Genomic DNA, 11770 nt, shown 5'->3' with positions numbered 1-11770 from the left:
GTTCGCAATTTGATCAAGCGGCTGAAGCTATCGGTTCTACACTCGGCGGCGCTGTGCATCTTGCGTCTGAAGCTTTACAGTTCCTTGTCGAAAACAGTGATGCGGCCATTGCGGTTCTTGGCGGTTTTACCACTCTAAAAACGGCGAGTGCCTTGGTTTCGATTGCCGGAGGTGCAAAAGCTGCAACCGTTGCCTTGCTGGCAATGTCCGCCACACCGATCGGGGCCATCGGCCTTGCTCTTGGGACAGCCGTTGCCGCGTTGATTTATTTCAGAAATGAAGCCGTCACAGTTGGACAACAAACCGCCACCGTGACCGATTTCGTGGTGGGTGCGTGGGAATATGTCAGTCAAAGTATTGCCGGCGCATGGGGCATGGCTGAAGAATTTGCAGAAGGGGCGTGGGCACAGGCAACCTTTGAAACACTGCAAAAGGTCGTTGGCTGGTATAAAGAAATGTACAACACGGCCATTGCCGTTTTTGCATCCATCGGTGACGTGGCCGTTATCGGTGCCGATGGTGTGGCAGATGCGTTTGATAATGCCTTCGATTTTATTATGGAGGGTTTTAGCGATATCGGTGGCGCAGCGAAATTGCTGTTTTCCGGTGATTTTGAAGAAGCCGGTCAATTGGCCAGCAACGCGCTTAATCGATCTTTTCAAAGTGGTTTGTCTGAAACCGGCGAGAAAATTCAGAACTCCGTCAGTGAGAATTTCAACAAGGACTGGCTTGGCGACTGGATGGGCGCTGTTTGGCAAGGGGCCGACGAACTTGCCGGTGGTGTGATTGATGATGTCGCCGCCCGAGCCGCGCAACGTTATCAATCACGCCTTGCCGATCTGGATCCGGGTACCGCCCCGACGACACAATCAACGGGCATTCCAGATGCACCGGCAAACAAGTCCGCCCCGACACGGACAAGCAAGCAAATCAAAGATCACGAAAATGCCGTAAAAAAAATCAGAAAGGCATACATCGAATTATTGCCACAACAGGAACGGGTTGCCGAACAAGCCAAGATGTGGCGCGAAGACGCAATGAAGGGCCTTGATCCCTTGGGCAAAGGCTACAAGGAGATGAAAGCCCACCTTGATGAAATATATGACGATATGATTTTACAAGGATCCACAGATTGGGATGCAGGGTTTGTCCGTGGGTTTAAAAAGATTTCAGAAGAAGCAAGCGACACCGCCAGCCAAGTTGAAACGGCGATGGGAAAAGCCTTTAGCGGCGCGGAAGATTATCTTGTCAGTCTATCCACCGGGACCAAGGCATCCTTTAGGGATATGACGCAAAGTATTCTCGCCGACATAGCCCGGATCATCATTCGCACGAATGTGATTAGCCCCTTTGCCAATATGGCCAGTAGTTTTGTATCCACCTTGTTTTCTGCAAAAGGCAATGCGTTTACTCCACAAGGGGTCCAGATGTTTGCGCAAGGCAGTGCGTTTAGCAACTCCATCGTCTCTACACCGACGATGTTTCAGTTCGGAGGTGGGCAGCTTGGTGTTATGGCGGAAAATGATCCTGAAGCCGTCATGCCGCTTTTTAGAACGCCCTCTGGTGATCTTGGGGTGAAAACATCCGGCATGGGCGGTGGCGGAAATATTTATGTTGAGGTTATCGATCAGCGCACGAATGCAGATAGTGACCCCGTCGAGGTGGAACCGATTGAAGGGCCCGGCGGTATGGAAGGCGCACGGATTTTCATCCGCGACACCAATAAAAAAGATATGGCACGCGGTGGCTACGATCAAACCATGCGCAACCGTTGGGGCATGGAACCGAAAGCGAGGCGGAGATGAGCGAACGGATCTGGCCTGCAACTTTACCGAAAAGTCCACTTGCCAAAGGGTTTTGGCGCGAACCACGTCCGAACTTTGTTCAAAGCAAGTTTGAGGCAGGACCGCCGAGTACGCGGCTGCGCACAACGGTTAATCTTGTTGATATGGATTGCCCTTATTCCATGACTCCAGTGCAGTTTGCGGCCTTCAAGAATTTTTTTGAAGTCAGTCTTGCCTTTGGAGCCTTGGATTTTGATCTGCCCGACCCCGAAGACGAAAATGTCACCCTGAATGTCCAGTTCCGGGAAAAGGCGTATCGGCAAACCAAGGTCACCGCACAAGAATATATCGTCAGCCTCCCTTTAATGATTTTGCCTTAAGGGGACCGGGATATGGATGTAGATGCAAAAAGAGTAATCAATAAACAACGTGTTGCTGATCGTTTTACGACCTTGATCACAATCGAACACCCGTCTTTGTCTGAGCCTATCCGGGTTTGTAATGACCTTGTGGCCAAGGATGCGACCGGCATTCGCAAAGTGACCTCACGAGGCCATGATTATATCTGTTATGGCTTTGAAGCCAAATTGCCGGATCAGGACGAAAACCAGCTTCATGGGGTTGAACTGACGATTGCCAATGTGGACCGCATGATCATTGATACGATCAAAAGCGTGGTTGGCAAACCCGATGTCACGATTGAGCAAGTCTTGTCTACAAAGCCAGATGTGGTTCAACACGGCCCGTTTAAATGGCATTTAACCAAGTCTGATTATGACGCGCAAATTGTAACGGGTGAACTCGGCTTGCCGGAAGACTGGCGCAATGAACCCTATGGCCGCCGTTTCAAAAGAACGAATTTCCGGGGGATGTCGTGATGTCTCAATTGCCACATGATGTCCCTGAATTTTTGAACGCTTACATCGGTATCCCTTATGTCGATAAAGGCCGGGATTATAACGGCGTGGATTGCTTCGGTGTCCTGCGCCTGATCTTCAAGGAACATACGAAGATCATTTTGCCCGATCACCGCGAACTGTATCGTTCCGTTCGTGATGGTCAAGCGATTGAAGCGGCCTTGACGGCACAATCACAAAGCGGCGAATGGATCCGTGTGGAAGAAGATCAACACCGCCTTTTCGATGTGTTGTGGATGTCCGGGTCTTTTTTGACCAAGCGCGGCTGGCTTGAAGCCGATCTTCATGTGGCAATGGTTGTGTCACAGTTTGGCTGGGCGATTGAGGCCGAACATTACACCGAAACGCGCCTGATGGATTACCGTAATGATCTAAGTATCAAGCCACGGATAAAGGGAGTGTTCCGTCATGCCTCCCTGTATTGATTTGGTCCCGGTGAAAACAGTTTATAACCCTCTGACAGATGACCGCGAAACCAAGCTGTTTAAAAGCGGTGCCAAGATTTCTGAAATTGTCGAATGGGCATTACCGGACGAAAATGATTTGGCTTTGGCTGAGGCGGGGCATGCCTCTGTTTATGTGGGCGGTGTCCCCATCCCTCAAGACTACTGGCACCGCGTAAAGGTCAAACAGACCACACAGGTCGATATCGTCTTCCACATGCAAGGCGGCGGTGGCGGCGGTGGCGGTAAGAATGTGCTGGGTACCGTGATTATGATCGCGGCTATTGCTGTTGGTGGCTACCTCGCTGCCAATTATGCTGCAAGCCTTGCCTTTTCAATGGGTGTTCCAGTCACTGGCATTGGGGGAGTGTCCGCACTTGCAATCGGTAAGGCCGTCATCATGGGTGGCACAATGCTTGTGGGGTCCATGCTCTCCAGCATGATTGCACCCGCCCCGAGTGTGCCGACCCCAAACCTTGCGTCGATGGGATTTGGGTCAAATGCCGGAATGGCAGAAACCACTTTGCATTCCATTACCGGCACAAAAAATCAATTAAACCCGGACGGCATTATTCCCAAGTTGTTCGGCCGTCGTAAAGTCTATCCGCCCTTGGCCATGACACCGCGCACCCGATTAAACGGGGATGATGAGTTGTTTATTCAGACCTTTGCGATGGAAGGCCGGGTATCGGTTTTGTCAGAGGGGGAGGCTTCAGGCTTCTATATTGGTGACACTCCGCTTGAACTTTATGACGGCGTCCGTTTTGAATTGCGCGAAGGCCTTGATAGCGACACCGATTTGACAATGGTGCAGGATACGGTGCGCCAAGATATTCTCTCTATTACGCTGTCCCCGGACGATGCTTGGACCGAGCGTGTCGTCAACGGATATGTGGACGCAATTTCTATCGACGTGGTTTGTCCGCGTGGTTGTTATTATCTATTAGACAAGGGTGACCCGGTAGGTGAAGGGGTTCTGGTTGAGGTTCAATATTCCCCGATAAATGCCGATGACTGGCAGGATGCAGTTTGGCATACCGGATGGACACACACCAAATTTAATGGACGATTGATGGTTACATCGTCCAAAATCGGTCCGGCTCGTCGCGGGGGCACGTTCAGTGTGCCTTATGGGGAATATAAAATCCGATTTCGTCGGCCCAAGACGGTGTATTTTGATAATGCCGGATATGCCGAAATCAATCCCGATATGTATGATACGGGTTGGCCTTATTCTCCTTCTTCGCACTGGCATGGTAATTCACCTTATGGCGGCAACGGTGGTCGTGCTGATAGTGGCCGTCCCTTGATGTTGTCCAGCGATCCAAACGCCGGGCCGGAGTATACCTATTCAAACCGATCTATTAATGAAATTCAGGTGTCCGCCCTTCGAGCTATTGAAAATGCCGACCCGATCAAAGATATGCCGGGCCTGTTTAAATTGGCATTGGAAATTAAAGCCTCCGGGCAACTCAATGGCGTTGTGGATGAATTATGGTTTGTCGGGCAATCATGGCTGCCAGTTTGGGATGGAGCACAAATCATCTATCAACAAACCCGCCACCCGGCATGGGCCGTTTTGTCGGTGATGATTGAACGTCAGAACGCGGCAGCGGTTCCTCTTGAGCGTGTCGATCTGGACGCTTTAAAACAATGGGCGGATACAGACCCAAATCGCACCTTTGATGCAGTTGTTGATTCCGATACGACTGTGGAAAATCTTATCCGCGAAATTTGCGCCTCTGGTCGTGCCAGCCCCCATCACGATGGGCAAAAATACACCGTTCTTGTTGATCGTCCTCAATCCGTTCGGGCACAATTATTCTCACCGCGTAACTCTTGGGGGTTTCAGGGGACCAAGATTTTTGCGGAACCGCCGCACGCCTTGCGGGTGCCCTTTGTGAATGCTGATGAAGGTTATAAAGACGATGAAATCATCGTCTACGATGCGGGTTATAATAAAGACACGGCCACAATCATTGAAGCCTTGCCGATGATCGGTCACACCGGCGCGGATCAAATCACATACGATGGAAAGTTTCATCTTTCCCAAGCTCGACTGCGCGGTATGGAAGATGCTGTTCTTTACACAGACTTTCAGGCCTTAAGCTGTCGTCGTGGTTCCCGTGTCGGTGTAAACCACGATGTGCCACGTTGGGGCTTAGGATCTGGCCGGATCCTTTCAAACGAAGTTGATGGCAATGGCAAATGTATAGCTGTTATTTGCGATGAAACCTTCCCGATGGAGGGCGGTAAAACCTATCAATGTATTATCCGGCTTGCTGATGACCGTCATCTTGAAAGTGATGTTGTCACCGTTATTGGCGGCACAAATCGGCTTGAATTTACAACGCCTCAGGATTTAGTCCCGGAGCGCGAAGACTTTGTCACCTTTGGCGGCTATCAGGCAGTGGTTGCCGATTTCATCGTCACTGGCATAGGCTGGGATAAGGAAATGAATGCCCGGCTTGACCTCAAACCCTATGCGCCTGAGGTCTATAATGTCGATCAAGAAACCATCCCTCCCCATGAAACAACAGTAAATGCCGATCCAAACACAACGCCACCGGCCCCGACCGTCACATTGGAACAATCGACAAAATGGACGGGGGATTTTTACGAATTCAACGTTGAAGCAAGCTGGACGATGCCGGAAGGCTCCCGCGCTGCCGGATTTGAAATCTGGCGGACTGTCGGCGGACAAGACGAGCTTTATTTTGTCACCGCAGGCGGATCGGAAGGAAGCTATACGTTCAAGGGTATTCCAGCAGGTCAAAGTGTGTGGACTAAAGTGGTCGCCGTTTCCGCCACAGGGCGCAAACTCCCCCTTGCAACTCTTACCGGCTCACGTTTGACAGTTATTGACGATGCCCCAAATCCGCCGAACGTTGAGAACTTTCTGATCACGCGCCTATCAGATGGTTTGCGTCGTGTGTCTTGGAGTTTGGATAACTGGACGCCGCCGGTCACAAAGGGTGGCGGTTTAAAGATACGCATTGCTACAGACCCCACAGCCGCATGGGAAAACATGACCCCGCTTCACGAAGGGGTGCTGACGGCTTCACCTTATGATGTGCGTTTTGATCAAACAGGCGAGATCCTGCTGGCGGCAAGACTACAAGACCTTGATGGCCGTTTGTCAGATACCCCCGCCTATATCACGGCAACTATTGATGATCCGCGTAATCGCACCCATTTGGCCAGTTCTTTTGAGCATGAATTGAATTGGTCGGGAACGATTACCGATGGCTATAAAATTGATGGGCTTCTGCGTGCTGTTTCAAATGGAGGTTGGGATAGCTTACCTGACACATGGGATGATTTGCCGGATACGTGGAGCACGATTTTACCTGCCAAGACATTGGTTTATGAAACAGACTGGATGGATGTCGGACGCGTCTTGCGGTTTACACCAACAATCAACACTCAGGGTAAAGGCGTTTTCTCGACAGAGGTTGCCGTGGCCAATGAGGTCACATGGGATGATCTTCCAAATACTTGGTCGGCACTCGGCGGGTCTTGGGCTGATATTCTTGGCGATGCGGTTTACGCCCCTATTGCCGGTGCTGTTCAAGGTCGTTTCTTCAAGGTGCGTGTCAGCGTTAGCGGGGCAACGCCTGAATTATCGGCGCTAACGGTTCATGCCGATGCGATTGTTGAAACCGAGTTCTTTGAAGATCTTGACCCGGCAACTGAAAACCGGTGGTGGTTCGAACGTATTGCAACGGGTCATTTTCGGGTAGCAACATTGGGCGGAATTGGTCTGCTGACCACACCTTCCATCCGTGCCATTCAAGGGGCAGGTCAAGGCTGGACCTCACGCCTAATTTCAAAAAACACAACCGTCTCCGGCAAACCGGCAGCGGAATTTCAAATCTATGATGCGACCGGCACCTTGGCGGATGCGGTGGTCGATATCGAATTAAAAGGAGTTGCAATATGACCGCGTTTCCAACAGCTGCAAGCAAGACACACTTGGATGGGACGGGTGACGATCCGAAACAAGCGCGTGTGGAGTTATCAACTTTGGTTGACTTGTTCAATCAACTGAGAACACATTTATCAGAACGGATTGGTACGGAAGAAACAGGGCTAGGCGTTAGTGGGCCATCAATTTTCCAAGGATCAGCAGAGATCCGAAATGGGTCTTATTTAATGCACCGTCCGACAGCAAATGATTTTGACTGGCAACACATAGCGGTTGGGACGGAACTTCACATATATGCAGGTAGTGATTTAATTAATCCACACGTCCGATACAAGGAAGATGGGAATACCTTCTATAAAGGAAATTTGTACTTTTTAGCAAATGATGCCGCTATTCGTACAGTCGATGAAACCGCCTTTATTATACCTAAAAACAGCAATGGCGATTACTGGCAGCGCGCACCCGGTGCCGCTTACCATGATGCGGGTGCGCATGCGTTTAGAGGTCCAACAGGTGTGTCGGGTGCAACAATTCTTGGTGATGGGACGATACGTGTGGAAAACGCGGCTTCAGGCGGCGGTCCAACCAACTCTTTAAAACTGTCTTATGCCGGTTCGTCGGGCTATGCCGATATTGGACCAGAGAGCGCCGGGGGTGGTACCAACCTCCGTTTGGGTGCGTCCTATAACGCTACCTACGGTACTGTCGCGACCCTAGGCGGCGATAAATCTGTTTATTTGTATAACGCAATGGCCGTCCCTGCTGGAAACAACCCCGCAGGCGGTATTCTTTATGTTTCCGCCGGTGCCCTCTATTGGCGCGGTGCGTCTGGAACTGTCACACAACTCGCAACAGCTTAAATAAAGGAAATATTATTATGGCACTGATTCTTACCTCAACTCCGATGCCTTCTATCCAGATTGTCGATGCCTATCATTGTATCGCCGGTATCTCGGTCAGTTATGAAGACGGCAAAGCCGCGTGTATTGTTCAGTCGTATAAAGATGCGGCAACTCGCGAGGCCTTTAAGGCCGTCACCGCAGAATTGGCAATTTTGGAAAAAGAGTATGACGCAATCCACAAAACTCTGGGCGACGCACAGGCTGCGAAGGACTATGTAGCCGCGCAGAAAGCGCAGTTGGACCTTTTCCAAAAAGGTATCGACGTTCAGGAAAAAAGAAAAGAGCTCGAAAGCGTCAAGCCATTCGGCGCGCAAGAAATCGCTGCAATTGAGGTGGCGGACAATCTGGCAACAAACGGTGAGATCACTCGCGCCGATTTATACGCCTTGATTAAAACCCGGTCTGCATGGGCCGGCGCACGAGATATTTGAAAGGCAGGAAGGAATTAAAATGTTTGATTTCACCTTAATTCTGAGTTTCCTTGGCTTTGTCTTAGTGGTCGGTGCGTTCTTCTTTCTAAAGAAAGAGTTGGCCAATCGCAAGACGCAACGGCGTATCAAGGAAAAGCAACAACACCGGACCTATTGCGTTAATAACGTGCCGTGGGATTTGCAAGATCATCTTCCGCCGCGTCAAGCATGGGCGGGTGTTCAGGATCATCGCCGCTATATGACTGAAGGTGTCGGTGAAGCTGTTCACTTTGATCGGGAAGAGACTGCCAAATTAAGCGAGGCCAATTGGGTAACCGTTTGCTTGGCCTTTTGGCAGGTTATGGATACGTTTACTTGGCGACAAGATCCCGAAGCGGGGAATTGGTTTAGGTCAGACCCCGATGGTCCGTTTGATTGCCAGTCCTTCGCAGTTCAATTCAAGCTTGCCATTATTGAACGTGACCCTGATTTCCCCAAAGGTGCACTGCGCGTGGCGACCGTTCCCGGTCACGCCGTTCTTTGTGTATTTTTCGACAAAGGTGTTGTGACATTAGACAACACAAAAGATCACCCTGTTTTTTGGCAGCTAACAAGCCCGGTTGGACCTTGGGCTGTTGAGACTGTCAATGGAAAGTGGACACACCAAATACCTTCGTAACGACGGGGGTCAGGTTGCGCAAACAGCCTGAACCGAGGGGACACTAAAGCGCCCTCACGACATAAGCCGCCCCGCCAGCTCGATCAAGCGGGGCTAATATGGAATAAAAAAATGACTAAAGGATTAATGCCGACCGAACCGACCAAACCAGCTGCTCCTTATCTTGGTGGCAAAAGCCGTTTGGCCAAAGTAATCATTGAAAAGATCAATCAGGTTGATCATAAAACCTATGTTGAGCCATTTGTGGGCATGGGCGGAATCTTTCTTCGCCGCAACCTTCGTCCTCGCTCAGAGGTGATTAACGACTTCAACAAAGAACTGGCCACTTTCTATCGCATCTTGCAGCGTCATTACCCTCAATTTATGGAAACCCTTAAATTCCAGATCTCATCCCGCGCAGAGTTTGAACGCTTGCGGCAAACAGACCCCGAGACATTGACCGATCTGGAACGTGCCGGTCGCTTTCTATATATGCAACGCCTCGCCTTTGGCGGAAAGGTAACAGGTAATTTTGGAGTATCGCCCGATCGAGGCGGACGGTTCAACATTACAAACCTCGGCCCGATGCTGGATGATATCCATAGTCGGTTGGCTGGCGTGGTCATTGAATGCTTGTCTTATCAGGATCTGATCAAACGATATGACCGCGATGAAACGCTGTTCTATCTTGATCCACCCTATCATGGTGGTGAAAAGGACTATGGCAAAGGTATGTTTGAACGGGCCGACTTCGAACGATTGGCTGACATGCTGGCCAATATTAAAGGCCAGTTCATTCTGTCGATTAATGATGTGCCTGAGATCAGAGACATCTTTGGCCAGTTCGAAATGGAAGAAGTGAGCCTCAATTATTCTGTGGCCAAGGATGGGGCGACGAAGGCTAAGGAATTGATTATTTCCAATTTGGAGCGTTAGAAGATTGAACGAGCGCAGCGGTTTTTAACGGTTTTTCTGTCCAGAAACTAACTCAAAAAAGTCCAGAAACCGCCGCCGCGCTATACATATTGGTGACTTTCACATTCGAGATTGGATTAATGTGTTTCACACTGTGTAATTTGTGTAATGAATGTGTAAGGATAAACGGATTAGATTCAACTTGTCAAATCGCAGGACTTAAACGGCAAAAAACCTAGTAACTATAATTAGTTACTAGGTTCTAGTGGTTGCGGGGGCCAGATTTGAACTGACGACCTTCAGGTTATGAGCCTGACGAGCTACCGGGCTGCTCCACCCCGCGTTGGTATATTGTAACGACAAAGCCGCCTTTTGCGAGGCGGCTTTGGGTAACGATTGTGATAGGTTAGATCTCTTTGGAAGGCCTGGCAGCGACTTACTCTCCCGCGCCTTAAGACGAAGTACCATCAGCGCAACGTGTTTTCACGGCCGAGTTCGGGATGGGATCGGGTGTTTGCCACGTGCCATAACCACCAGGCCATCCAAAGAGATCTAGATTATCTTTTATATTATACAGGTTTCTGTTGAGAATTGATTTGTAGATTTTTAATTCTACGCATGATGGTTGCTCATCAAGCCTATCGAATGATTAGTATCAGTTAGCTTCATGTGTTACCACACTTCCACACCTGACCTATCAACGTGGTAGTCTTCCACGATTCTCAGGGATACCTAGTTTCCAGGTGGGTTTCCCGCTTAGATGCTTTCAGCGGTTATCCTGTCCGAACTTAGCTACCCAGCGATGCTCCTGGCGGAACAACTGGTACACCAGAGGTTCGTTCACCCCGGTCCTCTCGTACTAGGGGCAAATCCTGTCAAGTATCCTCCACCTACGGCAGATAGGGACCGAACTGTCTCACGACGTTCTAAACCCAGCTCACGTACCACTTTAATTGGCGAACAGCCAAACCCTTGGGACCTGCTCCAGCCCCAGGATGTGATGAGCCGACATCGAGGTGCCAAACACTACCGTCGATGTGAACTCTTGGGTAGTATCAGCCTGTTATCCCCGGCGTACCTTTTATCCGTTGAGCGATGACCCTTCCACGAGGAGTCACCGGATCACTATGACCGACTTTCGTCTCTGTTCGTCTTGTCAGACTCACAGTCAGGCAAGCTTATGCCATTGCACTCTAAAAGCTGATTTCCGACCAGCCTGAGCTTACCATCGTGCGCCTCCGTTACGCTTTAGGAGGCGACCGCCCCAGTCAAACTACCCACCACGCAGGGTCCCGGATCCGGTTTCACGGACCGCGGTTAGACATCAATAACTAAAAGGGTGGTATTTCAAAGGTGGCTCCACAGCGACTGGCGTCTCTGCTTCAAAGCCTCCCACCTATTCTACACATTTAGTTACTAATGCCACTGCGAAGCTATAGTAAAGGTGCACGGGGTCTTTCCGTCTAACCGCAGGAACTCCGCATCTTCACGGAGAGTTCAATTTCGCTGAGTTGGTGTTGGAGACAGCGGGGAAGTCGTTACGCCATTCGTGCAGGTCGGAACTTACCCGACAAGGAATTTCGCTACCTTAGGACCGTTATAGTTACGGCCGCCGTTTACCGGGGCTTCAATTCATGGCTTGCACCACTCCTTTTAACCTTCCGGCACCGGGCAGGCGTCAGACCCTATACGTCGTCTTGCGACTTCGCAGAGCCCTGTGTTTTTAGTAAACAGTCGCCACCCCCAATTTTGTGACACCCATATCTGCTTGCGCAAATACAGGTCACCCTTATCCCGAAGTTACGGGTGAATT

General features: G+C 50.3%; 9 protein-coding genes, 1 tRNA gene and 2 rRNA genes (1 of these 12 cut by a window edge). 9 read left to right on the top strand and 3 right to left on the bottom strand.

Annotated features, from left to right (window positions below):
• The first annotated feature begins 53 nt into the window (after positions 1 to 53).
• The 9 genes from ACI0FF_RS08300 to ACI0FF_RS08260 all read left to right on the top strand — a co-directional run bounded on the left by ACI0FF_RS08300 (position 54) and on the right by ACI0FF_RS08260 (position 9978).
• Positions 54 to 1805 carry a phage tail tape measure C-terminal domain-containing protein gene (locus ACI0FF_RS08300; RefSeq protein WP_419799627.1) on the top strand — a complete coding sequence of 584 codons (1752 nt, stop codon included), beginning with the start codon at positions 54 to 56 and terminating at the stop codon, positions 1803 to 1805.
• A complete protein-coding gene (locus ACI0FF_RS08295; protein WP_419799626.1) occupies positions 1802 to 2164 on the top strand; it encodes a hypothetical protein in 363 nt (120 codons plus the stop codon). Before ACI0FF_RS08300 ends, ACI0FF_RS08295 begins: the two co-directional genes overlap by 4 nt.
• Before the next feature lie 12 nt (positions 2165 to 2176).
• A complete protein-coding gene (locus tag ACI0FF_RS08290; RefSeq protein WP_419799625.1) occupies positions 2177 to 2662 on the top strand; it encodes a DUF1833 family protein in 486 nt (161 codons plus the stop codon).
• Complete coding sequence (locus tag ACI0FF_RS08285; protein WP_419799624.1) at positions 2662 to 3126, top strand: hypothetical protein; 465 nt, start codon at positions 2662 to 2664, stop codon at positions 3124 to 3126. The genes ACI0FF_RS08290 and ACI0FF_RS08285 overlap by 1 nt, the downstream gene beginning before the upstream one ends.
• Entirely contained in the window at positions 3110 to 7087 is a 3978-nt protein-coding gene (gpJ, locus tag ACI0FF_RS08280; protein WP_419799623.1) for a TipJ family phage tail tip protein, read from the top strand. Before ACI0FF_RS08285 ends, gpJ begins: the two co-directional genes overlap by 17 nt.
• Positions 7084 to 7932, top strand: coding sequence for a hypothetical protein (locus ACI0FF_RS08275; RefSeq protein WP_419799622.1), 849 nt, complete (start codon positions 7084 to 7086; stop codon positions 7930 to 7932). Before gpJ ends, ACI0FF_RS08275 begins: the two co-directional genes overlap by 4 nt.
• Positions 7933 to 7949: 17 nt before the next feature.
• Positions 7950 to 8405: a hypothetical protein gene (locus ACI0FF_RS08270; protein WP_419799621.1), complete on the top strand. Its 456-nt coding sequence runs from the start codon at positions 7950 to 7952 to the stop codon at positions 8403 to 8405.
• A gap of 19 nt (positions 8406 to 8424) precedes the next feature.
• On the top strand, positions 8425 to 9063 hold the full coding sequence (locus ACI0FF_RS08265) for a hypothetical protein (RefSeq protein WP_419799620.1): 639 nt from the start codon (positions 8425 to 8427) through the stop codon (positions 9061 to 9063).
• A gap of 111 nt (positions 9064 to 9174) precedes the next feature.
• Positions 9175 to 9978, top strand: coding sequence for a DNA adenine methylase (locus ACI0FF_RS08260; RefSeq protein WP_419799619.1), 804 nt, complete (start codon positions 9175 to 9177; stop codon positions 9976 to 9978).
• A gap of 245 nt (positions 9979 to 10223) precedes the next feature.
• Here the strand turns inward: ACI0FF_RS08260 and ACI0FF_RS08255 are convergent.
• The 3 genes from ACI0FF_RS08255 to ACI0FF_RS08245 all read right to left on the bottom strand — a co-directional run.
• Positions 10224 to 10300, bottom strand: a tRNA-Met gene (locus tag ACI0FF_RS08255).
• A gap of 80 nt (positions 10301 to 10380) precedes the next feature.
• A 5S ribosomal RNA gene (rrf, locus tag ACI0FF_RS08250) occupies positions 10381 to 10495 on the bottom strand.
• 90 nt (positions 10496 to 10585) lie between these two features.
• A 23S ribosomal RNA gene (locus ACI0FF_RS08245) occupies positions 10586 to 11770 on the bottom strand (it continues 1563 nt past the right edge of the window).

This window comes from Terasakiella sp. 4MB5A (assembly GCF_050058155.1).
GTDB classification, from domain to species: domain Bacteria; phylum Pseudomonadota; class Alphaproteobacteria; order Rhodospirillales; family Terasakiellaceae; genus Terasakiella; species Terasakiella halodenitrificans.
This window is presented reverse-complemented; position numbering and strand designations above follow the sequence as displayed.

Excerpts from the sequence above, each read along its gene's own strand:
- ACI0FF_RS08295 (WP_419799626.1), top strand. The coding sequence starts at position 1,802 with ATGAGCGAACGGATCTGGCCTGCAACTTTACCGAAAAGTCCACTTGCC.
- ACI0FF_RS08290 (WP_419799625.1), top strand. The coding sequence starts at position 2,177 with ATGGATGTAGATGCAAAAAGAGTAATCAATAAACAACGTGTTGCTGAT.
- ACI0FF_RS08285 (WP_419799624.1), top strand. The coding sequence starts at position 2,662 with ATGTCTCAATTGCCACATGATGTCCCTGAATTTTTGAACGCTTACATC.
- gpJ (WP_419799623.1), top strand. The coding sequence starts at position 3,110 with ATGCCTCCCTGTATTGATTTGGTCCCGGTGAAAACAGTTTATAACCCT.
- ACI0FF_RS08275 (WP_419799622.1), top strand. The coding sequence starts at position 7,084 with ATGACCGCGTTTCCAACAGCTGCAAGCAAGACACACTTGGATGGGACG.
- ACI0FF_RS08270 (WP_419799621.1), top strand. The coding sequence starts at position 7,950 with ATGGCACTGATTCTTACCTCAACTCCGATGCCTTCTATCCAGATTGTC.
- ACI0FF_RS08265 (WP_419799620.1), top strand. The coding sequence starts at position 8,425 with ATGTTTGATTTCACCTTAATTCTGAGTTTCCTTGGCTTTGTCTTAGTG.
- ACI0FF_RS08260 (WP_419799619.1), top strand. The coding sequence starts at position 9,175 with ATGACTAAAGGATTAATGCCGACCGAACCGACCAAACCAGCTGCTCCT.